Source organism: Pseudomonas sp. Z2-11 (genome assembly GCF_054161305.1).
Window position 1 is genome coordinate 2,348,132 of record NZ_CP096395.1, and the last position, 21,610, is coordinate 2,369,741.

Annotated in this window: 16 protein-coding genes and 2 pseudogenes; 6 read left to right on the top strand and 12 right to left on the bottom strand. The window is 62.7% G+C overall.

Annotated elements, in window-relative coordinates:
* Together M1E16_RS10645 and M1E16_RS10650 are read left to right on the top strand one after the other, a co-directional pair.
* Positions 1-1,218, top strand: a complete 1,218-nt coding sequence (locus M1E16_RS10645) for an amino acid deaminase (RefSeq protein WP_458129851.1) — start codon at positions 1-3, stop codon at positions 1,216-1,218.
* Positions 1,219-1,356: 138 nt separating this feature from the next.
* Complete coding sequence (locus M1E16_RS10650) at positions 1,357-2,274, top strand: sugar kinase (protein ID WP_458129852.1); 918 nt, start codon at positions 1,357-1,359, stop codon at positions 2,272-2,274.
* A gap of 131 nt (positions 2,275-2,405) precedes the next feature.
* On the opposite strand, the gene M1E16_RS10655 is transcribed toward M1E16_RS10650, so the two are convergent.
* The gene (locus M1E16_RS10655) at positions 2,406-2,681 is read right to left on the bottom strand and encodes a peptidylprolyl isomerase (protein ID WP_019690952.1); all 276 of its coding nucleotides are present in this window, start codon (positions 2,679-2,681) and stop codon (positions 2,406-2,408) included.
* Positions 2,682-2,729: 48 nt separating this feature from the next.
* A complete protein-coding gene (locus tag M1E16_RS10660; RefSeq protein WP_458129853.1) occupies positions 2,730-5,267 on the bottom strand; it encodes a PAS domain S-box protein in 2,538 nt (845 codons plus the stop codon).
* Positions 5,268-5,401: 134 nt separating this feature from the next.
* Between M1E16_RS10660 and M1E16_RS10665 the strand changes: the two genes are divergently transcribed.
* On the top strand, positions 5,402-6,517 hold the full coding sequence (locus M1E16_RS10665) for a PilT/PilU family type 4a pilus ATPase (protein WP_458129854.1): 1,116 nt from the start codon (positions 5,402-5,404) through the stop codon (positions 6,515-6,517).
* 124 nt (positions 6,518-6,641) lie between these two features.
* On the opposite strand, the gene M1E16_RS10670 is transcribed toward M1E16_RS10665, so the two are convergent.
* From M1E16_RS10670 to M1E16_RS10685, 4 genes are all read right to left on the bottom strand, one after another.
* Positions 6,642-8,597 carry an acetoacetate--CoA ligase gene (locus M1E16_RS10670; RefSeq protein ID WP_458129855.1) on the bottom strand — a complete coding sequence of 652 codons (1,956 nt, stop codon included), beginning with the start codon at positions 8,595-8,597 and terminating at the stop codon, positions 6,642-6,644.
* A gap of 196 nt (positions 8,598-8,793) precedes the next feature.
* The gene (locus M1E16_RS10675) at positions 8,794-9,570 is read right to left on the bottom strand and encodes a 3-hydroxybutyrate dehydrogenase (protein ID WP_458129856.1); all 777 of its coding nucleotides are present in this window, start codon (positions 9,568-9,570) and stop codon (positions 8,794-8,796) included.
* A gap of 7 nt (positions 9,571-9,577) precedes the next feature.
* Positions 9,578-10,969 carry a GntP family permease gene (locus tag M1E16_RS10680; RefSeq protein WP_458129857.1) on the bottom strand — a complete coding sequence of 464 codons (1,392 nt, stop codon included), beginning with the start codon at positions 10,967-10,969 and terminating at the stop codon, positions 9,578-9,580.
* Between the two features lie 302 nt (positions 10,970-11,271).
* Entirely contained in the window at positions 11,272-12,690 is a 1,419-nt protein-coding gene (locus tag M1E16_RS10685; RefSeq protein ID WP_458129858.1) for a sigma-54 interaction domain-containing protein, read from the bottom strand.
* A gap of 200 nt (positions 12,691-12,890) precedes the next feature.
* Here M1E16_RS10685 and M1E16_RS10690 point away from each other — a divergent pair, with 200 nt between their 5' ends.
* The 3 genes and pseudogenes from M1E16_RS10690 to M1E16_RS10700 form a co-directional block, all read left to right on the top strand.
* Positions 12,891-13,106, top strand: a complete 216-nt coding sequence (locus M1E16_RS10690) for a TIGR02450 family Trp-rich protein (RefSeq protein WP_434652591.1) — start codon at positions 12,891-12,893, stop codon at positions 13,104-13,106.
* A 159-nt stretch (positions 13,107-13,265) separates the two neighbouring features.
* Positions 13,266-14,045 (top strand): annotated as a pseudogene (locus M1E16_RS10695) (PAS domain-containing protein); the annotation flags it as partial.
* A gap of 183 nt (positions 14,046-14,228) precedes the next feature.
* Positions 14,229-14,600: pseudogene (locus M1E16_RS10700) on the top strand (methyl-accepting chemotaxis protein); the annotation flags it as partial.
* Between the two features lie 11 nt (positions 14,601-14,611).
* On the opposite strand, the gene M1E16_RS10705 reads toward M1E16_RS10700, so the two are convergent.
* From M1E16_RS10705 to M1E16_RS10730, 6 genes are all read right to left on the bottom strand, one after another.
* On the bottom strand, positions 14,612-16,186 hold the full coding sequence (locus M1E16_RS10705) for an ABC transporter ATP-binding protein (protein ID WP_458129859.1): 1,575 nt from the start codon (positions 16,184-16,186) through the stop codon (positions 14,612-14,614).
* Positions 16,187-16,200: 14 nt separating this feature from the next.
* Entirely contained in the window at positions 16,201-17,223 is a 1,023-nt protein-coding gene (locus tag M1E16_RS10710; protein ID WP_458129860.1) for an ABC transporter permease, read from the bottom strand.
* The gene (locus M1E16_RS10715; RefSeq protein ID WP_434568873.1) at positions 17,223-18,281 is read right to left on the bottom strand and encodes a microcin C ABC transporter permease YejB; all 1,059 of its coding nucleotides are present in this window, start codon (positions 18,279-18,281) and stop codon (positions 17,223-17,225) included. Before M1E16_RS10715 ends, M1E16_RS10710 begins: the two co-directional genes overlap by 1 nt.
* On the bottom strand, positions 18,281-20,149 hold the full coding sequence (locus M1E16_RS10720) for an extracellular solute-binding protein (RefSeq protein ID WP_458129861.1): 1,869 nt from the start codon (positions 20,147-20,149) through the stop codon (positions 18,281-18,283). The genes M1E16_RS10715 and M1E16_RS10720 overlap by 1 nt, the downstream gene beginning before the upstream one ends.
* A 129-nt stretch (positions 20,150-20,278) precedes the next feature.
* On the bottom strand, positions 20,279-20,560 hold the full coding sequence (locus tag M1E16_RS10725; protein ID WP_305495285.1) for a peptidylprolyl isomerase: 282 nt from the start codon (positions 20,558-20,560) through the stop codon (positions 20,279-20,281).
* Between the two features lie 81 nt (positions 20,561-20,641).
* The gene (locus tag M1E16_RS10730) at positions 20,642-21,523 is read right to left on the bottom strand and encodes an esterase/lipase family protein (protein ID WP_458129862.1); all 882 of its coding nucleotides are present in this window, start codon (positions 21,521-21,523) and stop codon (positions 20,642-20,644) included.
* Positions 21,524-21,610: the final 87 nt, after the last annotated feature.

Sequence of the window (21,610 nt, forward strand, 5' to 3'; positions counted from 1 at the left end):
ATGTCTTCTGCCATTGTTAACGCCGGTGTCGAAAAGGGCGCCGCTTCCCAGGGCGCCCATCTGCTGCGCGATGTCAGCCTGCCGGCCCTGGTACTGCATCGCGAGGCGCTGGAGCACAACATTCGCTGGATGCAGAAGTTCGTCAGCGACAGCGGCGCCGAGCTGGCGCCCCACGGCAAGACCAGCATGACTCCGACGCTGTTTCGTCGCCAGCTTGAGGCCGGTGCCTGGGGCCTGACCCTGGCCACCGCAGTGCAGACCCGCGCCGCCTACGCCCATGGCGTGCGCCGGGTGCTGATGGCCAATCAATTGGTAGGCCGGCCGAACATGGCGCTGATCGCCGATCTGCTGGCCGACCCGGCGTTCGAATTCCACTGCCTGGTGGATCATCCGGACAACGTCGCCGAGCTGGGGGCTTATTTCGCTTCGCGCGGCGCACGGTTGAACGTGATGATCGAGTACGGCGTGGTCGGCGGTCGTTGTGGTTGCCGGACCGAAGCCGAGGTACTTGCGCTGGCCGAGGCCATCGGTGCGCAACCGGCGTTGGCCTTGACCGGTATCGAAGGTTACGAAGGGGTGATCCACGGCGATCACGCCATCAGCGGCATCCGGGCGTTCGCCGGGTCCCTCGTAGGGCTGGCAATGCAGTTGCAGGACAGCGGCGCGTTTGCCAACGACAAACCCATCATCACCGCCTCGGGTTCGGCCTGGTACGACCTGATCGCAGAATCCTTCGAGGCGCGCAATGCCCACGGGCGCTTCCTCAGCGTGTTGCGACCCGGCAGTTATGTGGCCCACGACCATGGCATCTACAAGGAGGCGCAATGCTGTGTGCTGGAGCGCCGCAGTGACCTGCACGAAGGCTTGCGTCCAGCGCTGGAAGTCTGGGCCCACGTGCAATCGCTGCCGGAGCCGGGCTTTGCGGTGATTGCCCTGGGCAAGCGCGACGTGGCCTACGACGCCGGGTTGCCGGTGCCGCTCAAGCGCTACACGCCGGGTTCGGAATCGGCGACGGGGGGCGACGTCAGCGGCTGCAAGGTGACCGCGGTGATGGACCAGCATGCGTTCATGAGCGTGGCGCCGGGCGTTGAACTGCGGGTGGGCGACATCATTGCGTTCGGCACGTCCCATCCATGTCTGACGTTCGACAAGTGGCGGGTGGGGTGTCTGGTGGATGAGGGGTTGCGGGTGGTCGAGAGCATGGAGACTTGTTTTTAAGAGTTGAGACCGAGTCGCGGCCTTCGCGAGCAGGCTCGCTCCCACAATTGGATCGCGGGTGACCCAGTGATCACTTGTGGGAGCGAGCCTGCTCGCGAAAGCGGCCCGCAACACACCGCTGAAATATCAGGATAACTCATGAGCAACACCAGACCCCGCATCGCCCTCATCGGCGAATGCATGATCGAACTGCAACACCGCGCCGACGGCAGCCTGCAGCAAAGCTTCGGCGGCGATACGCTGAACGCCGCGGTCTACCTGGCCCGGGCGTTGGGCGACAACGGCGTTGTGGATTACGTCACCGCGCTGGGCGACGACAGTTTCAGCGATGCCATGTGCCAGGGCTGGTCCGCCGAAAACATTGGTTTGGGCATGGTCCAGCGCTTGCCCGGGCGCCTGCCGGGCCTGTATTGCATCCAGACCGACGCGACGGGCGAGCGCCGCTTCCTGTATTGGCGCAACGAGGCGGCGGTGCGTGATTGCTTCACCACGCCAGCCGCCGCGCCGATTCTCGCAGCGTTGGCGGACTACGATGTGCTGTATTTCAGCGGCGTGACCCTGGCGGTGATTGGCGAGCAGGGCCGGCGCAAACTCATCGACACGCTGGTCGAGGCACGTCGGCTCGGGGCCCAGGTGGTGTTCGACAACAACTATCGGCCAAGGCTCTGGGCCTCGGTCGAGGCGGCCCGTGCGGCTTATCGCAGCGTGCTGCCCTATGTCGAGCTGGCGTTGTTGACCGTGGACGACGAACAGGCGCTGTTCGGCCATGCCGACAGCGAGGCGGTGTTCGCTGCCTATGCACAGTTGGGTACACCGGAAGTGGTGCTCAAGCGCGGCGCCGAGGCTTGTCTGATTCGTTGCGACGGCCGGTCATATGAGGTGCCTGCCCTGCGGGTCGAGCGGGTGGTGGACACGACGGCGGCGGGAGACTCGTTCAGCGCCGCCTACCTGGCGAGCCGCTTGCTCGGCGGCAGCCCGGCGGAAGCCGCCGAGGCCGGGCATTTGCTGGCGAGCCGGGTGATTCAGGTGCCGGGGGCGTTGATTCCCCGGCAGTGACATCACGTCCCTGTGGCGAGGGAGCTTGCTCCCGCTGGCCTGCGCAGCAGGCCCATCCTTTGCGACTGCTGCGCAGCCGAGCGGGAGCAAGCTCCCTCGCCACAAAGGGCCGGTCCGCGCCCGGCATCGCTTCAGTCGCGGTAAAACACCTGCACCAGGTGATAGCCGAACTTGCTCTTGATCGGTCCGTGCACCACCCGCAGCGGTTTCTTGAAAATCACCGCATCGATCGCGCCGACCATCTGCCCAGGGCGTACCTCACCCAAGTCCCCGCCGCGCTTGCCGGAGGGGCAGGTGGAGTACTTTTTTGCCAACACGTCAAACGCTTCGCCCTTGGCGATGCGTTGCTTGAGCTGTTCGGCTTCTTCGGCGGTTTTCACCAGGATATGGCGGGCTTGGGCTTTCATTGCAGCGGTGACCTGAGCGGTGCAAAAGGGCGGCGATTATGCCTCAAGTCAGCTGCCATGGTTGATCATCGTCCGAATCTTGTTGGCCAGGAGATCGAGGGTGAACGGCTTGGCAACCATGTCCATGCCTTGCTCGAGGAACCCCTGGCGCTCGGTGGCTTTCTGCGCATAACCGGTCATGAACAGGACTTTCAAATCAGGCCGGTGCTGACGGGCGATTTCAGCCAGCTGCCGGCCGTTCATGCCTGGCAGGCCGACATCGGTCACCAGCAGGTCGATACGCTGCCCGGATTCCAGGAACAGCAGAGCCTGCCGGCCGTCCTCGGCTTCGAGGGCGGTGTAGCCCAAGGTGGCCAGCAGGTCGAGCACGAGCATGCGCACCGCCGGTTCGTCTTCGACCAGCAACACGGTTTCCCCGGCAATGGCCGGCGGCGCGTCCGTGGCCGCCGGCGCTGCGGGTTGTTCGGTCGCGGCAACGCGCAGCCGCGGCAAGTACAGCTGCACCCGCGTGCCCTGGCCTGGCACGCTGTCCAGGCTCAGGTGTCCGCCAGACTGCTGGGCAAAGCCGTAGATCATCGAAAGACCGAGGCCGGTGCCCTGGCCGATGGGCTTGGTGGTGAAGAACGGATCGAAGGCCTTGGCCAGCACGGCGGGAGTCATGCCGCTGCCGTTGTCGCGCACGGCGATCATCACGTAATCCCCGGCCTTGACCGGTTCCAGTGTGCTGATGTCGCTGCCGTCGAGGTAGACGTTGGCGGTTTCGATGGTCAACTCGCCGCCGTCGGGCATCGCGTCCCTGGCGTTGATCACCAGGTTGAGCAGGGCGTTTTCCAGTTGGCTGGCATCGGTACTGACCGGCCACAGCTCATCGGCCAGTTCAAGCCGCAGCACGATGTGATCGCCGGTGGTACGGCTCAACAGGTCTTCGAGTGAGCGCACCAGGCCATTGGCGTCCAACGGTTTGCGGTCCAGCGACTGGCGCCGGGAAAAGGCCAGCAGGCGATGGGTCAGGGCCGCGGCACGGTTGGCCGAGGAGATGGCCGCTTCGGTAAACCGGCCTATCTCGGCGGCGCGGCCCGAGGCGATGTAGCGCTGCATCAGGTCCAGGCTGCCGAGAATACCGGTGAGCATATTGTTGAAGTCATGGGCAATGCCGCCGGTGAGCTGGCCCACCGCTTCCATCTTCTGCGCATGGCGCAGCGCTTCTTCGGCGCGTTCGCGCTCGAACATCTCGCTTTGCAGGCGATGATTGGCTTCGGCCAGTTGCTGGGTGCGGGCGATTACCCGTTCCTCCAGCGTTTCGTTGAGATTACGCAGTGCTTCTTCGGTTTTCTTGCGCTCGGTTTCGTCGATCACGAAGATGTAGAAGCCGTTCACCGCGCCGTCACTGCCATGGCGCGGCAGGTAGTTGATCAATGCATGCCGTGGCCGGCCATCGCGATGGGCCGACTGCACGGTGAAACTGCACGGCTTGCCTGCCAAGGCGCCGGCGATCTGTTCGGCGCGCGCCGCGTACGCTTCGTCGCCGATGACCTCGCGAATGGTCTTGCCGTACAGCTCCTGCGGGGTCAGCCCGTACCAGTTCAGGTAGGCGCTGTTGTTCAGGCGGAAACGCTCTTCGCGATCGACATAGCTGATCAGCACCGGCATGGCGTTGATGATCAGTTGCAGCTCGGTCTGGCTCTGGCGCAGGGCGTGCTCGGTGCGCTTGCGCTCGGTCAGGTCCAGCGCCGCGCCAAGGAAGCGCTTGGGCCGGCCGTGGCGATCCTTGTAGCAGCGCCCGCGCACGAATACCCAGCGCAGTTCACCGTCGGGCTGCAGCAGCCGGTACTCCTCGGCATATTCGGTGCCGTGGGTGATGCAATGCTTGATGCTGCGCGCGACCATCGCCCGGTCTTCGGGGTGCACGCCTTCCAGGTACGCGCTGATCGGCAGTTGCCGCGACAGGCTCGGATCGACGCCATGCAGCAGGGCGAAATGCGCATCGGCGATGAAGCGGTCTTCGCTGATGTCCCAGTCCCAGGTCCCCAGTGCATCGGTGGCCGCCAGCGCCAGTTGCAAGCGCTCCTCGCTTTCCTGCTGAGCCTTGAGGCTGGCCTCGGAACGCCGCTCGAATTCCTGGGCCAGCCGGCGTCTTTCGCTGGTCTCGATGGCCGTGACCAGGATGCCGGCGACACTGGCGCTTTCGTCGTGTATCGGGCTGTAGGTCAGGTCGAGCCACACGTCACAGAGGCGGCCACTGAAGGGCATGCGCCACCGTTTGTCGCGGCAGGCGTACATGCGCCCTTGCAACACGCTGTGATATATCCCCTCGGTCTCGCCCCGAAGTTCAGGCCAGGCCGTTCGGGTGGGCTGGCCGAAGGCCCTGGGGTGCTTGTCGCCGACCAGCCGGGCATAGGCGTCGTTGTACAGATGAGTCAGCTGCGGCCCCCACAGCACGGCCATCGGCATGGGCGAGTGGAGCATGATGTCCACGGCGGTGCGCAGGCTCTGTGGCCAGGTATCGATGGCGCCCAGCGGGCTGGCGGTCCAGTCCTGACGGGCGATCAATTGCTGTGTGTCGCTGCCGGCGGGTATTGCATTCATCACGGGAGTTCCTGGATGTTCATATCGATGCGGCGGCTTCTACTATCCTCTGGAGAAGGTAAGCGCGGGTTGATCTGAAGTTTTTCTGGCTCGGGTCAACGTGTCCATTGAAGTTTGCGGAAGTTTTTCAGGCCATGGAAATTGATCCCTTGTTACGCATCCTGGCAAGCCAGGACGGTTCCGACCTCTACATGTCCACCGGTGCACCGCCCTGCGCGCGTTTTGAAGGTGTGCTCAAGCCGCTGAGCAACCAGGCGTTCAAGGTCGGCGACATCGCCGGGCTCGCCGAGTCATTGATGGACGCCGAACAGCGCCTTGAGTTCGATCGGGAACTGGAAATGAACCTGGCGATTTCCCTGGCCGGTGTCGGGCGGTTCCGGGTCAACATCTTCAAACAGCGCAACGACGTGTCCATGGTGATACGCAACGTCAAGCTGGATATCCCGCGCTTCGAAGACCTGAAGCTGCCCAAGGTGCTGCTGGAAACCATCATGCAGAAGCAGGGGCTGATGTTGTTCGTTGGTGCGACGGGCTCGGGCAAGTCGACCTCCCTGGCGGCGCTGATCGATTACCGCAACCGCAACAGCAGCGGCCACATCATCACCATCGAGGACCCGGTGGAGTATATCCATCGGCATAAGAAATCGATCGTCAACCAGCGCGAAGTCGGGGTGGATACGCGCAGTTTTCATGCCGCGCTCAAGAATACCTTGCGCCAGGCGCCGGACGTGGTGCTGATCGGCGAAATCCGCGACCGGGAAACCATGGAGCATGCCCTGGCCTTCGCCGACACCGGCCATCTGGTGATTTCCACCCTGCATGCCCACAACGCCAACCAGGCCCTGGACCGGGTGATCAATTTTTTCCCGGAAGAACGCCGGGCGCAACTGCTGCACGACTTGGGCAACAACCTCAAGGCGTTTGTTTCCCAGCGCCTGGTGCGCACCCGCGACGGTCAGCGGCGGGCGGCGGTGGAGGTGATGCTGGGCTCGCCGACGGTGGCCGACCTGATCCGGCGCAACGAGCTGGGCGAGCTCAAGGGCATCATGGAAAAGTCCGAGGAACTGGGCATGCAGACGTTCGACCAGGCATTGTTCAACCTGGTGGTCGAAGGCGCCATCGATGAGGAAGAAGCGCTGAAAAACGCCGATTCGGCAAACAACCTGCGTTTGCGCTTGAAGCTGCATGCGGAGACGGGGGCCGCGCCGCCTGCCGATCCGCCGGCGGGGGAGTGGGGACTGATGGATTGAGTCCGGTTTCAGGAAGCCGCGTTATCGTTCTTCGCGAGCAGGCTCGCTCCCACAGGGATCTGCAATTCAGTGTGGGAGCGAGCCTGCTCGCGAAGAGGTACTGAAGTCAGCAGATAACCAGCGGTCAAGTCGCTAGCTCCGGCCGCCCGCGAAACTGCTCCAGCGCCTCGGGATTGGCCAGCGCATCGGTGTTCTTCACCGCCTCGCCATGCACCACGTTACGCACGGCCAGTTCCACCACTTTTCCGCTGATCGTGCGCGGAATGTCGCTGACCGCGAGGATTTTCGCCGGTACATGGCGCGGCGTCGTGTTAGCGCGGATGACCTGGCGAATCTTTTGCTCCAGGGCATCGTCCAGCACGACGCCATCACGCAGGCGCACGAACAGCACCACTCGTACGTCACTCTGCCATTGCTGGCCAATGGCGACGCTGTCGAGGACCTCTTCGACTTTTTCCACCTGCCGATAGATTTCCGCCGTGCCAATGCGCACGCCACCGGGGTTGAGTACCGCGTCGGAGCGTCCGTGGATCAGCAGGCCGCCGTGGGCCAGTTCTTCGGCGTAGTCCCCTTGGGCCCACACTCCGGGAAACTGGCTGAAATAGGAGGCGCGAAGTTTATCCTGGCGCGGGTCATTCCAGAGCCCGATGGGCATCGCCGGAAAATGCCGGGTGCAGACCAGCTCGCCTTTCTCGCCGACCACCGCCTCGCCGGCCTCGTTCCAGACCTGCACCGCCATGCCCAGGCTCTTGCCCTGCATCTCGCCCCGGCGCACGGCGGACAGCGGGTTGCCGTTGATGAAACACGAGACGATATCGGTACCGCCGGACATCGAGGCCAGGCAAACGTCGGCCTTGAAATCGCGGTAAACGTAATCGTAGCTGTGGGGCGCCAGGGCCGAGCCGGTGGACAGGAGGGTCTTGAGGCTGCCCAGGTCATGGCTCTGGCGTGGCTGGATGCCTTGGCTTTCCAGGGCGGCGAGGTATTTCGGGCTGGTGCCGAACACGCTGATGCGCTGTTGGTCGATCAGGTCGAGCAGGCGTTCGGGACCAGGATGAAACGGCGAGCCGTCATACAGCACCACCGAGCTGCCCACCGCCAGGGCCGAGACCAGCCAGTTCCACATCATCCAGCCGCAGGTGGTGTAGTAGAACAGCCGATCCCCGGGGCCGAGATCAACGTGCAGGCCATGTTCCTTCATATGCTGCAGCAGCACGCCGCCGGTACTGTGGACGATGCACTTCGGCACGCCGGTGGTGCCGCTGGAGTAGAGGATATACAACGGATGATCGAACGGCACGCTGGCGAACTCCGGCTCGCCACCGCTTTGATAAAAGTCCTCCCACAGCGTAACGCCAGCCTGGGTGTTGAAATCCTCGACGCGAGCATCGGGTCGGGCGTAAGGCAGCACGATCAACTGTTGCAGGGACGGCAGCCGCGCAAGGATCTCGTTCACCTTCGGGCGCTGGTCGATGACCTTGCCGGCATAACGATAACCGGCACAGGTAATCAAAACCTTGGGCTCGATCTGGCCGAACCGGTCGATGACGCCCTGGGTGCCGAAATCCGGCGATGAGCACGACCAGATCGCCCCCAGGCTCGTCGTGGCGAGCATGACCACCAGCGTCTGCCAGGTGTTGGGCATGCAGGCGGCGACCCGGTCGCCCTGGGTCACGCCGGCGGCTTGCAGGCTTTTCTGCAGGCCGGCGACATGGGCGGCGAGCTCGGCCCAGGTCAGCGTTTGCTCGATGCCGTCTTCATCGACGGCAACCACCGCCACGGTGTTATCGCGACGGCGCAGCAGATGTTCGGCGAAACTCAGCGTGGCCCCCGGGAACCAGCGTGCGCTGGGCATGTGCGGGCCCTCCACCAGCACTGCGGTGGGGCGCTGGTGAAAACGGATGTCGAAGAAGTCCACGATGGCCTGCCAGAAAGCCTCGCGCTGGTCGATGCTCCAGGCGTGCAGGGCCGGGTAATCGTTCAACTGCAGCGAGTGCCGTTCGTTGACGAACCGGCGCAAGGCGTCCATGCGCGACCGGGCGATGCGTTCGGGGCTGGGTTGCCAGAGGATGTCGGACATGGGGTGCCTCTTGTTTTTCCGGGGCTTGCGAACATTGCAGCACACGGCGTTTATTTATGGCGAGAAGCGCTTCCGTGGCGAGGGAGCTTGCTCCCGCTCGGCTGCGCAGCAGACGCCTCTTGGGCCCGCTTCGCCCGAGGCGTCGGACCGGGCCAGCGGGAGCAAGCTCCCTCGCCACAAAAGCTCGGTGCTGGGGTTACCGCGCCAACCACCCTCCATCAACATTCCACGCCGCGCCCCGCACCTGGCTGCCGGCTTCGCTGCAGAGGAACAACACCAGTTCACCCAGCTGCGGCGGGGTGACGAACTCCAGGGACGGTTGCTTCTCGGCCAACAGGTCGTGCTGGGCCTGTTGCGGGTCGACGCCGCTGGCGATGCGGTCGTCGATCTGTTTTTGCACCAGTGGTGTCAGCACCCAGCCTGGGCAGATTGCATTGCACGTCACGTTGCTGGTAGCGGTTTCCAGGCCAACCACCTTGGTCAGCCCGATCACTCCGTGCTTCGCGGCGACGTAGGCGGCCTTGCCCACCGAACCGACCTGACCGTGCACTGAGGCGACGTTGACGATCCGCCCCCAGCCCTTGGCGCGCATGCCCGGCAGGCTCAGGCGAGTGGCGTGGAACACCGAGGACAGGTTGATGGCAATGATCGAATCCCAGCGCTCCACCGGGAAATCCTCCACGGCGGCCACGTGCTGGATCCCGGCATTGTTCACCAGGATGTCCACGCCGCCGAAATCGCGCTCGGCGTAGGCGAGCATGTCGGCAATCTGTGCCGGGTCGCTGACATCGGCCGGATGATGGCCGACCTTGCCACCGAACTGCTTGACCTCGGCGACCGCCGCCGAGGCATCGCCGAAGCCATTGAGGATCAGGTTGGCGCCGGCCTTGGCCAGGCTCAAGGCGATGCCCAGGCCGATGCCGCTGGTGGAACCGGTGACCAGGGCAGTCTTGCCCGAAAGAAATGTCGTCATGGAAACCTCACACAATGCCAGTGGCGTAGAACACACCGATCACGAAGAACACCGCGAGGGTCTTGATCAGCGTAATGCAGAAAATGTCTTTGTAGGCTTCACGGTGGGTCAGGCCGGTGACGGCCAGCAAGGTGATCACCGCGCCGTTGTGGGGCAGGGTGTCCATGCCGCCGCTGGCCATGGCGGCCACCCGGTGCAGCACTTCCAGGGGAATGTTGGCGGCGTGGGCGGCGCTGATGAAGGTTTCGGACATCGCCGCCAGGGCGATGCTCATGCCCCCCGACGCGGAACCGGTGATGCCGGCCAGCAGCGTCACGGTGACCGCTTCGTTGACCAGCGGATCGGGAATGTTCTTGAGCCAATCGGCCAGCACCAGAAAGCCCGGCAATGAGGCGATCACCGCACCGAAACCGTATTCCGAAGCGGTGTTCATCGCCGCGAGCAGGGCACCGCCCACTGCGCTCTTGCTACCTTCGGCCAGTTTGCTGCGAATCGCGCGGAAGCCGAACAGCAACACCATGACAATACCCACCAGCAAGGCGGCCTGTACCGCCCAGATCGCGGTGAGCTTGGCGATGTCGCTGGTCACTGGTGTCGCCATGCCCGGCAGCGCCAGGCTATGCGTCTTGCCGTACCACTGCGGGATCCACTGGGTAAACAGCAGGTTCATGATCCCCACCGCCAGCAGCGGCGAAACCGCGACCCACGGGTTGGGCAGCTTGATGTCCTCAGCGGTTTCCGGCTCGTTGCGTAGTTCGGTGCCATAACCTTCACCGGCGCGTTGGGCCTTGTTGCGCTGGCGTTGCAAAAACAGCATGCCGAAGCAGAAGACGAAGATCGTACCGATCACGCCCAGCCACGGCGCGGCCCAGGCGGTGGTGTTGAAAAAGGTGCTGGGGATGATGTTCTGGATCTGCGGCGTGCCGGGCAGGGCGTCCATGGTGAACGAGAATGCGCCGAGGGCGATGGTGGCTGGAATCAGCCGCTTGGGGATATTGCTCTGGCGGAACATCTCCGCGGCGAACGGGTACACCGCGAACACCACGACGAACAGCGACACGCCGCCATAAGTCAGCAACGCGCAGACCAGCACGATCACCAGCATGGCCTGGCGTGTGCCCAGCAGGCGAATCGCCGCGGCGACGATGGAGCGGGAGAAACCCGACAACTCGATCAGCTTGCCAAACACCGCGCCAAGCAGGAACACCGGGAAATAGAGTTTGATGAAACCGACCATCTTGTCCATGAACACCCCGGTGAAGGCGGGGGCGACGGCGGATGGATCGGTAAGCAGGACCGCGCCGAGGGCGGCGATCGGGGCAAAGAGGATGACGCTGTAGCCACGGTAGGCGGCAACCATCAGCAGCGTGAGGGCTGCCAAGGCAATGATCACACTCATGGTGTGTCTCCTGGGATTGTTATTGTTGTGGGTAAGGCTTTGAGGAGGGCTATAGCGATATCTGTGCCAGATGGCTAAGTGACTGATAGATAAGGATAAATTTTGTTATTGAAGAGCGAGGGAAAGGATAATTCTCTGTTTTGAGATTTTTGTTGGAGGGGCCGGCCTCTTCGCGAGCAGGCTCGCTCCCACATGAGACAGTGATGGACTGACAGAACGCTGTACCGGTGGGAGCGAGCCTGCTCGCGAAGAGCCCGCAGCGCTCCAAGATCGCCAGTCTAAAAAAAGAGATTTCAGTCTCTTTATTGAGACTCCGCAATCCCCAGCGCCACCATCTTCTTGTACAACGTCGATCTTCCCAGCCCCAACCGCTCGGCCGCCTCGACTACCTTGCCATCGCATTGCGCGAGGGTGGTTTCGATCAAGTGTCGGTCAAATCGAGCCCGGGCCTGGCTGAAGGTTTCCTGCGCCAATAACGGCTCCAGGGTCGGGCCTGTCGTGCGCTCAACCGGGATGAAAGTGCCGATGGCCGCGCGGATGTCAGTTGCGCTGAGCATCAGGTCGTCGCTGAGCAACGCGGCTCGCTCCAGCACGTTGCGCAATTCCCGAATGTTGCCCGGCCAGGCATGTTGGCCCAGCAGACCGAGGGCGTCGCGGTGCAATTCGTGCTGGCTGCGCAGTTCTTCGAGGATCGCCTCACTCAGTGCCGGCAGATCATCCAGGCGCTCACGCAGCGGCGGGACCTGGATCGGCAGCACGTTGAGACGGTAATAGAGGTCGGCGCGGAACTCGCCGCGCTTGATTGCCGCTTCAAGATCGGTGGAGGTCGCGGCAATGATCCGCACATCGCTCTGCAACACCTCGTTGGAGCCGACCGGTTCGTATTCTTTCTCCTGAAGCACCCGCAGCAGTTTGCTTTGCAGCGGTAGCGGCATGTCGCCGATCTCGTCGAGGAACAGCGTGCCGCCTTGGGCGATCTGCAGTTTGCCGGCGCGGCCCTTGCGGTCGGCGCCGGTGAAAGCGCCTGGCGCGGTGCCGAAGAACTCGGCTTCGAGCAGCGATTCGGGGATGGCAGCGCTGTTGATGCTGACAAAGGCCTTGTGCGCCCGCGGTGAAGCACTATGGATCGCTTGGGCCAGCAACTCCTTGCCGGTACCGGTTTCGCCGAGCAGCAGCACCGGTGAATCGGTGCTGGCGCTGCGTCGGGCGCGGCGCTTGACCTCCAGGCCGGCGCTGCTGGTGCCGATGAAGTGGGCAAAGTTGTACTTGGTCTGCCGCGCCCGCAGCAACGAGCGGGTGGAGGCCAGTTCTTCCTGCATGCTCAGATAGCGCTTGAGCATCGGCGACAGGCTGCGCAACTCATCGAACAGGGCAAAACCGATGGCGCCGATCACCGCGCCGGCGTTGTCGTGGATCGGCAGGCGCATCACCACCAGCGGTTCCTTGGGCGTGTCCTGCATGTCCAGCAGGATCGGCCGTCCGGTGCGCACCACCTCACGCAGCAAGCTGCCGGGGATGACGCTTTCGCAGGCGCGGCCGATGGCTTCCTGCGCCGAATTCAGGCCGAAACGACGGGCGTAGCGCTCGTTCATCCAGACGATATTCGCATCGCGATCGACAATGACCGTGCCTTCGCTGGACTGCTCGATGATCTCGAACAGCGAGCGGATCGCCAGCGTGCGTACGCGCTTGTAGTCCTTGAGACTTTCGGTGGGATTCATCAGGCATTCCAAAATAGGTGGGCTTGCCGGCACCCTCGGATGAGTCGCGGCATTATGCCTGATCAAACTCGGCGTTCTGTAGTGGGGCCAAGCCGGTGGAGAGGGATGTTTTTACCGCCAGAATTGCCACAGAAAAAGCTGTACGTATGAAATACTCTGTACATGTTTTTAGGCCCGTTCGCGGCTGTACTGGAGCACCCATGAATAAATTCAACCCTCGCAAACTCAAGCTTTCCAAGTGGACCGCCTGCCAGCCCGTCAATCGGGAAAAGCATTTTCTCGTCACCCAATTGCTCTGCGACGAACAGGATTGCCCCGTTCAGGTGGAGTTGCAGGCGGTGTATAGCGGACGGGTGGCCGTGCTTGACTGGCGTGATCTGACCGACAGCGAACGGTGGAAAATCGGTTGGCATTGAGTCTTGGACAGGTGAGGGAATTTTCCTTCAGAAATTGTACATATAAAAAATTATGTACAACTTATGCGACGATGATGGCTTAATAGTGCCTCTTCAGAAAAGGCATTCCGCCTTTCAGACGGCTACGGCCAAGCACTCATGTCACCGGGAGCGGCACCCATGTTCATTCGCACTCGCAAACATCAGGACGTCTTGCACGAGACCCAGGGCGCACTGGCCTCTCTCGAAGCCGAGCGGGCGGCTTTTCACCAATCGATGGCGATCGTCGAGTTCGCGCCTTCAGGCGAAATACTTGGCGCCAACGCGCTGTTTCTGAACATGACCGGCTACGTGCTGGAGGATATCCTCGGCAAGCATCACCGGATGTTCTGCGCGCCTGAGTACGCCGGCAGCCGCGAATATGCGGTGTTATGGCAGCAACTGGCCCAGGGTGAGGGTAGCGAACAGCAGTACCTTCATCTGGCACGCGATGGCCTTGGGTCATGGGTGCAAGCCAGCTACATTCCTGTGCGCGATCAGCGCGCCAGGGTCGAACGCATCATCCAGGTCAGCCGCGACATCAACGACCGCGTGCTACGGGCTCAGGCCGAGTCGAGTTTCATGCAGGCGATCGATCGCTCCATGGCGGTGATCGAGTTCGATCTGGGCGGTCATGTCATCAATGCCAACGTCAACTTCCAGAAGGTCATGGGTTATGGCCTGGAGGAGGTTCGCGGCCAGCACCATCGGATTTTTTGCGAGCCCGGCGAAGTTCAAGGCGAAGCCTATCGCGATTTCTGGGCTGGACTGAACCGTGGCGAATACAAGAGCGGGCTTTTCCAGCGCGTCGACAGGCACGGCAACACCGTCTGGCTGCAGGCCACCTATAACCCGCTCTACGATGCCCAAGGCCATTTGTACGGGGTGGTCAAGTTTGCCACCGACAGCACGCGTGAAGTCGAGCAACGCCAGACCGAATCAAAGGCGGCGCAGTTGGCCTTCGAGACGTCCCGGCAGACGGATGAGCACACCCAGTTGGGCACCGCCGTCGTACAGCAGACCGTTACCGTAGTGCAAAGCATCGCCGATGAACTGCAACAGGTCGCTACCGGGATCAGCGCTCTCAGCGCGCAGTCCGAAGAGATCGGCAACATTGTCGATGCCATCCGGGGAATCGCGGAGCAGACCAACCTGCTTGCGCTCAATGCGGCCATCGAGGCCGCTCGTGCCGGTGAGCAGGGGCGCGGCTTCGCGGTGGTTGCCGATGAAGTGCGCAATCTGGCCCGGCGTACCAGCCAGGCGACCGTTGCCATTACCGAAGTCGTCGGCAAGAACCGCGACCTGGCCAGGCAGGCGGTGGGCAGCATGCAATCGAGTACCGCCAAGGCCGAGCAAGGCGTGAAGCTGGCGAACCAGGCCGGCACCGTCATCCTCGACATCCACCGGGGCGCGAAGCAGGTGGTGGAGGTCATGGGCGAATTCGCCCAGACCCTGGACCAGCGCCGCGAAGCCTGAGCGGGTCAGGCTTATCCCGGATGGGCCGCCGCCAGCAGCTCCCGGGTGTAAGGGTGTCGGGGCGAGTCGAATACGTCGTGGCTGGCGCCTTGCTCGACGACCTTGCCGTCCTTGATCACGATCATGTCATGGGCCAGGGCTCGCACGACCGCCAGGTCGTGGCTGATGAACAGGTAGGTCAGGCCGTGTTTTTCCTGGAGCTGGCGGAGCAGGGCGACCACTTGTTTCTGCACCGTGCGATCCAGCGCCGAGGTCGGTTCGTCCAGCAGGATCAGCGCGGGCTTGAGCACCAGCGCCCGGGCGATGGCGATGCGCTGGCGCTGGCCGCCGGAAAACTCATGGGGATAACGATGCCGGCTCTGCGGGTCGAGGCCGACTTCCTTGAGCGCCTGGATCACCTGGGCTTCGCATTGCTCGGCGCTGGACCTGCTGTGCACCTCCAGACCTTCGCTGATGATCTGCTGCACCGACATTCGCGGGCTGAGGCTGCCAAACGGGTCCTGGAAGACGATCTGCATCTGCTTGCGCCAGGGCCGCAGTTCTTTCTGCGACAGCTGATCAAGGGCTGCGCCGCTAAAACGGATGCTGCCTTCGGATTCGATCAACCGCAGGATCGCCTGGCCGAGCGTGGACTTGCCGGAACCGGATTCGCCAACAATGCCCAGGGTCTTGCCGCGCTGGATGCTCAGGCTGATGCCATCCACGGCGCGCAGGTATTGCTTGCGCCGCAACAGCCCGCCACCGATGGGGAAGCTGACCCGCAAATCCTCAACCTGCAACACGTCTTCGCGCTCGTCCCGGGGCAGGGCTTCGCCTTCCGGCTCGGCGTGCAGCAGTTCGCAGCTGTAGGGGTGTTGCGGTGCGCTGAACAACGTTTCGCAAGGCGCCTGCTCGACGATTTCTCCCGCCTTCATCACGCACACCCGCTGGGCGATGCTGCGCACCAGGTTGAGGTCATGGCTGATCAGCAGCAGGGACATGCCGAGCCGCTGCTGCAATGACTTGAGCAGCAGGAGGATCTTGCGTTGCACTGTCACGTCCAACGCAGTGGTCGGCTCGTCGGCAATCAGCAACTCCGGTTCGCAGGCCAGGGCCATGGCGATCATGACCCGCTGGCGCTGACCGCCCGATAGTTGGTGGGGATAGGCCTTGAGCCGTTCGGCCGGGTTCTGGATACCCACCAGGTCGAGCAGTTCCAGGATCCGCTGGCGCGCCGCTTTGCCGCCCAGTCCCCTGTGCAGCATCAATGTCTCGCCAATCTGTTTTTCGACGCTGTGCAATGGATTCAGCGACGTCATCGGCTCCTGGAAAATCATTGCGATCCGATTGCCGCGCAACTCGCGCAAGGTCTTGGCCTCGGCGCCCACCAGTTCCTGGTCTCGATAGCGAATGCTGCCGGTGGTGCGTGCGCCGCTGTCGGTCAGCAATTGCAGAATCGAGTGAGCCGTCACCGACTTGCCTGAGCCGGATTCGCCCACCAGGGCCAGGCATTCGCCAGGGCGGATATCCAGGCACAGGTCGCGCACTACCGGCTGGTCGTTGAAGGCGACGTTCAGGTTGCGGATTTCGATCAGGTTGTCGCTCATCTAGAAGCTCCGCTTCAAGACCGGGGATCAAAGGCGTCGCGCAACGCCTCGCCAATGAACACCAGCAGCGACAGAATCAGTGCCAGGGTGAAGAACGCCGTCAATCCCAGCCAGGGCGCTTGCAGGTTCTGTTTGCCCTGGGCGATCAACTCACCCAGGGACGCGCTGCCGGCCGGCATGCCGAAGCCGAGAAAGTCCAGGGCCGTCAGGGTGGATATCGCGCCGGTGAGGATGAACGGCAGGTAGCTCAAGGTCGCGTTCATGGCGTTGGGCAGGATGTGTCGCACGATCACCTTGCGGTCGGTCAGGCCCAAGGCCCGTGCCGCTTTCACGTACTCCAGGTTGCGCCCGCGCAAGAACTCGGCGCGCACCACGTCCACCAGCGCCAGCCAGGAGAACAGCGCCATGATCCCCAGCAGCCACCAGAAATTCGGTTCCACGAAACCGGACAGGATGATCAACAGATAGAGCACCGGCAACCCGGACCAGACTTCCAGCAACCGTTGCCCGAGCAGATCCACCCAGCCGCCGTAATAACCCTGCAAGGCGCCGGCGGTAATTCCGATCAGCGCGCTGATGGCGGTCAAGGCCAGGGCGAACAGGATCGACACCCGCGCGCCGAAGATCACCCGCGCCAGCACATCACGGGCCTGATCATCGGTGCCCAGCCAGTTGACCGTCGACGGCGGGCTTGGCGCCGGCTGGTTGAGGTCGTAGTTGGGCGTGTCGTCGCTGAAAGGGATGGGCGGGAATAGCAGCCAGCCGCCATCCTGGTGAATCAGGTTCTGTACATAGTTGCTGCGATAGTCGGCCTGGAATGGCAACTGACCGCCAAATTCCTGCTCGGTGTAGCGCTTGAAAACCGGGAAGTACAGCGAGCCCTGATAGCTCACCACCCATGGTTTGTCGCTGGCGATCAGTTCACCGCCCAGGGTCAGGGCGAACAGGCCGATGAACAGCCACAGCGACCACCAGCCACGACGGTTTTTCTTGAAGCGCTCGAAACGCCGCCGGCCCAAGGGCGAGAACTTGAACATCAGGCGTTCCTCGCGGCGAAGTCGATACGCGGGTCCACCAGGGTGTAGCAGAGGTCACCGATGAGCTTTATCAGCAGGCCGAACAGGGTGAAGATGAACAGCGAGCCGAACACCACCGGATAATCTCGGGACACGGCGGCTTCATAGCTCATGCGCCCCAGGCCATCGAGTGAGAAGATCACCTCGATCAGCAACGAGCCGGCGAAGAACACGCTGATGAATGCCTGGGGAATGCCCGAGACCACCAGCAGCATCGCGTTGCGAAACACGTGGCCGTACAACACGCGCCGTTCGCTCATGCCTTTGGCCCGTGCGGTCACCACATATTGGCGGGTGATCTCGTTGAGAAACGAATTTTTAGTCAGGATCGTCAGGGTCGCGAAGCCGCCGATGACCAGCGACGTGACGGGGAGCACCAGGTGCCAGAAGTAATCGGCGATCTTGCCCAGCGTCGATAGTGATTCGAAGTTGTCCGACACCAGTCCGCGCACGGGGAACCAGTTGAGGGAGGTGCCGCCGGCGAACATGACGATCAGGAACATGGCGAACAGGAACGCCGGCATCGCATAGCCGATGATGATCGCGGTGCTGCTCCACACGTCGAATGCCGAACCGTGGTGCACGGCCTTGCGAATGCCCAGCGGAATCGACACCAGGTAAGTGATCAGCGTCGCCCAGAGCCCGAGGGAAATGGTCACCGGCATCTTTTCCAGGATCAGGTCGGTGACCGTGGCGCCGCGGAAAAAGCTCTTGCCGAAATCCAGGCGGGCATAGCTGGTGAGCATCAGCCACAGGCGTTCGTGGGCGGGCTTGTCGAAACCGTACTGTTTCTCGATGTCCTTGATCAGTTGCGGGTCCAGGCCACGGCTGGCGCGCGAGCTGCCGGCCATGGCATTACCCGAGCTGCCGACACTGGCGCCGCCGATACCTTGCAGGTGGGCGATGGCCTGTTCGACCGGCCCGCCCGGTGCGGCCTGCACGATCACGAAGTTCACCAGCAGAATGATCACCAGCGTCGGGATGATCAGCAGCAGGCGCCGTGCAATATAAGCCCACATCAGTGATGTCCTCCGGGTGCGCTGCGCTTGATGCGTTCGGCGGTCATCTGTTCGTTGGTCAACGGCGTGGTGCTGACTTCCCACCAGCTTTCGATGGCTTCGTCATTGCTGGCCTGGACCTTCGGCATGCCGAAGCGATTCCACCACACGGTCGAGCTGCCGGGTGGGTAATAGTTGGGGATCCAGTAGTAATTCCATTGCAGTACCCGGTCCAGGGCGTGGGCATGGCGGAGCATGTCGCTCTGGGTGGTGGCCTTGACCAGGCCGTCGATGAGGGCATCTACGGCTGGGTTCTGCAGGGCCATGTAGTTGTTTGCGCCCGGGTCATTGGCGGCCGCCGAGCCGAAATAGTTATAGAGTTCCATGCCGGGCGAGGTGCTCACGGGGTAACCGGTGATGATCATGTCGTAGTCGCGACTCATCAGGCGGTTGACGTACTGGGACGAGTCGATGCGCCGGATGCTCATGTCGATGCCGATTTGGGCCAGGGTCCGCTTGTAGGGCAGCAACAGACGGTCGATACCGTTCTGGGTATTCAGGAACGTGAAGCTCAGGGGCTCGCCTTCGGCATTCACCAACCGGTCGCCGTGGGGCTTCCAGCCGGCCTGTTCGAGCAGCGCCAGGGCTTGCAGCTGTTTGTCACGGATCACGCCGCTGCCGTCGGTTTTCGGCGCCTCGAATACCTGCGTGAACACCTCATCCGGGACTTTGCCGCGCAACGGTTCGAGGATCGCCAGTTCCGCCGCATCGGGGAGTTGCCGGGCGGCGAGGTCGGTGTTGGAAAAGAAACTCTGCTGACGCACATAGGCATTGCGCATCATCTGGCGATTGCTCCATTCGAAATCCCAGAGCATGGCCAGCGCCTGGCGTACGCGGCGGTCCTGGAACTGCGGGCGTTGCAGGTTGAACACGAAGCCCTGTGCCGGCTGCGGAGCGTCTGTGGCGAGGTGGGCCTTTTGCAGGCGACCGTCGCGCAGGGCCGGGCTGCCGTAGCCGATGGCAAAACCGGTCGCGGAAAACTCGCGGTTGTAGTCGTAGGCGCCGCCACGCAGGACCTGTCGGGCCACATCGGTATCGCCGAAATATTCAATGCTGAAATGGTCGAAATTATACAAGCCGCGACTGACCGGCAGATCCTTGCCCCACCAGTCTGCATTGCGTTCGAAAGTGATGCTGCGACCCGAGTCGACTTTGCTCACCAGGTACGGACCACTGCCCAGCGGGGCTTCGTAGCCGCCGCCATTGGCGAAGTCGCGGGTTTTCCACCAATGCTCGGGAAACACCGGCAGGGTGGCAACATCCAATGGTAGCGTGCGGTTTTCGTTGTTCTTGAAATCAAAACGAACGCTGCGAGGCGATTCCACCACGACGCCTTTGACCGCGGCGAACTGTGTGCGGTAGCGCAGGCTGCCCTGGGTCATCAGCAGCTCGAAGCTGTAGCGCACGTCCTCGGCGGTGATGGGCTTGCCGTCGGCGAAGCGGGCCTTGGGGTTCAGGTAGAAGCGCAGCGACAGGCCATCCTCGGCACGCTCCATTTTCTCGGCCACCAGGCCGTAGACGGTGTAGGGCTCGTCCAGCGAACGCTGGGCCAGCGGCGAATAGAGCATGCCGTCGACCTGGCTGACACCGATGCCTTTGTCTATATAGGGCAGGATATGGTCGAAATGACCGATCTCGATGGCCGAGCGGCGCATCGTGCCGCCCTTGGGGGCCTGGGGATTGGCATAGGCAAAATGGCCGAAGCCTTCGGCGTATCTGGCCGGCTCGCCATAAACAGTCAGGGCATGTTGGGGGGCGGCGCTCACACCTGCGGCGCCTGTCAGCAGGACCACGGCAGTGAGTAGCCAGGAGGGAAACGCCAGTCGCATTGTCAGCCTTAGAGCCGGGTGATCGATGACCCTGATTTGTACGCGAGCGGCGCGCTCATCGCCAGCCCCTCGCATCATGCAAACATGACGGCCCACCAAAGGGCGGGCCATCATGTCGATAAACCGGGATCAGTCCTGGCGGCTGGTCACTTCCAGCAGGTGATAGCCAAACTGGGTCTTGACCGGGCCCTGGACCACATTGATCGGGGCGCTGAACACCACGGTGTCGAATTCCTTGACCATCTGGCCTGGACCGAACGAGCCCAGGTCACCGCCCTGACGGCTGGACGGGCAGCTGGAGTTCGCCTTGGCGACCTCGGCGAAGTCAGCGCCGGCTTCGATCTGGGTCTTGAGTTCGTTGCACTTTTCTTCGCTGGATACCAGGATGTGGCGGGCAGTGGCTTTGGCCATGGGAAATCTCCTTCAGTGTTTTCAAAACGTCCAGCCTACCGGAATCAGTAGGGCTTTGTTGTCAAAAATGCGACGTGTCGATCAGAGTCCGACGATTCGCAAACGCTCGGCGTGCCTTATATAGAGCGCTAGCGGGTCCGTTCCCTTGCTGTGTCCGCTGGCGTTCGCGTGATTAATGGCGTGCAAATGGTCCAGTGGGTAATCGGAGCGAATGACCTTGCCCAGGTGGGAACTGAAGCGCCCGACGATGCCATCGTTCTGTCCGGCTTCGGTAGTGAAGTATTCGGAAAAGGCCCGGCAGAAATCATGCAGCGGACCTGCTGCACCGCAGGCTTCGCCAGGGATGTCTTGCAGCGTGCCGCTCCAGGAGTAGTAGCGAACGCCGTTGACCAGCTGCGGCCCGTTGCCGCCCCAGTTTCGGGGCAGGCCCTGGGGGTATCGGTCGTTGAACGCGCCCACGCTTTCCGTCGTCAATGCCGCCAGCGCCGCGATGGCGTTCTGTGGAAGCCGGGTATGGCCGCTGAGTGCCGAGATGAAGTCGGCGAAGAGTGTTGCGACCCGGTTCGCCACATGCTCCGGCAATCGCCCGGGAGTCAGGGCCTTGCGCAGGAAGTCGGCCAGTTCCGAGCCCTGGTTGGGGCCGCTGACAGAGGTGACCGAGGCGACTCGTTCGGGGGCGGTTGCCCCGGCATAACGTGCCGCCAGCGCACCTTGGCCATGCCCGATCAGGTTGACCCGGGTGGAGCCGGTTCCTTCCAGGACCCGGTCGATCTGCGTCAGCAGTTGTTCACCACGGGCTTCATTGCAATGGGTAGCCGACAGATACGGGATGAAGACCCGCGCGCCGGCGGTGCGCAAAGCCTGTTTGACGTTCTCAAAGAGCCCGAAGGCGCCGATCTTGTCGAACCCGAACAACCCATGGACCAGCAGGATAGGAAAGTGAGTGTTTGCATTCCGTTGCATGTTCGTACCTTTTTCGAAGAGGTTCACCTGGATTTGCCGGCACCACTCTAATGCAGGCGACAAGCGAGCGGTGTAGGACCAAGCCGC

What these genes read in the sequence shown, in the direction of transcription:
- M1E16_RS10645 (WP_458129851.1), top strand. Translation starts at nt 1, where the DNA reads ATGTCTTCTGCCATTGTTAACGCCGGTGTCGAAAAGGGCGCCGCTTCC.
- M1E16_RS10650 (WP_458129852.1), top strand. Translation starts at nt 1,357, where the DNA reads ATGAGCAACACCAGACCCCGCATCGCCCTCATCGGCGAATGCATGATC.
- M1E16_RS10655 (WP_019690952.1), bottom strand. Translation starts at nt 2,681, where the DNA reads ATGAAAGCCCAAGCCCGCCATATCCTGGTGAAAACCGCCGAAGAAGCC.
- M1E16_RS10660 (WP_458129853.1), bottom strand. Translation starts at nt 5,267, where the DNA reads ATGAATGCAATACCCGCCGGCAGCGACACACAGCAATTGATCGCCCGT.
- M1E16_RS10665 (WP_458129854.1), top strand. Translation starts at nt 5,402, where the DNA reads ATGGAAATTGATCCCTTGTTACGCATCCTGGCAAGCCAGGACGGTTCC.
- M1E16_RS10670 (WP_458129855.1), bottom strand. Translation starts at nt 8,597, where the DNA reads ATGTCCGACATCCTCTGGCAACCCAGCCCCGAACGCATCGCCCGGTCG.
- M1E16_RS10675 (WP_458129856.1), bottom strand. Translation starts at nt 9,570, where the DNA reads ATGACGACATTTCTTTCGGGCAAGACTGCCCTGGTCACCGGTTCCACC.
- M1E16_RS10680 (WP_458129857.1), bottom strand. Translation starts at nt 10,969, where the DNA reads ATGAGTGTGATCATTGCCTTGGCAGCCCTCACGCTGCTGATGGTTGCC.
- M1E16_RS10685 (WP_458129858.1), bottom strand. Translation starts at nt 12,690, where the DNA reads ATGAATCCCACCGAAAGTCTCAAGGACTACAAGCGCGTACGCACGCTG.
- M1E16_RS10690 (WP_434652591.1), top strand. Translation starts at nt 12,891, where the DNA reads ATGAATAAATTCAACCCTCGCAAACTCAAGCTTTCCAAGTGGACCGCC.
- M1E16_RS10705 (WP_458129859.1), bottom strand. Translation starts at nt 16,186, where the DNA reads ATGAGCGACAACCTGATCGAAATCCGCAACCTGAACGTCGCCTTCAAC.
- M1E16_RS10710 (WP_458129860.1), bottom strand. Translation starts at nt 17,223, where the DNA reads ATGTTCAAGTTCTCGCCCTTGGGCCGGCGGCGTTTCGAGCGCTTCAAG.
- M1E16_RS10715 (WP_434568873.1), bottom strand. Translation starts at nt 18,281, where the DNA reads ATGTGGGCTTATATTGCACGGCGCCTGCTGCTGATCATCCCGACGCTG.
- M1E16_RS10720 (WP_458129861.1), bottom strand. Translation starts at nt 20,149, where the DNA reads ATGCGACTGGCGTTTCCCTCCTGGCTACTCACTGCCGTGGTCCTGCTG.
- M1E16_RS10725 (WP_305495285.1), bottom strand. Translation starts at nt 20,560, where the DNA reads ATGGCCAAAGCCACTGCCCGCCACATCCTGGTATCCAGCGAAGAAAAG.
- M1E16_RS10730 (WP_458129862.1), bottom strand. Translation starts at nt 21,523, where the DNA reads ATGCAACGGAATGCAAACACTCACTTTCCTATCCTGCTGGTCCATGGG.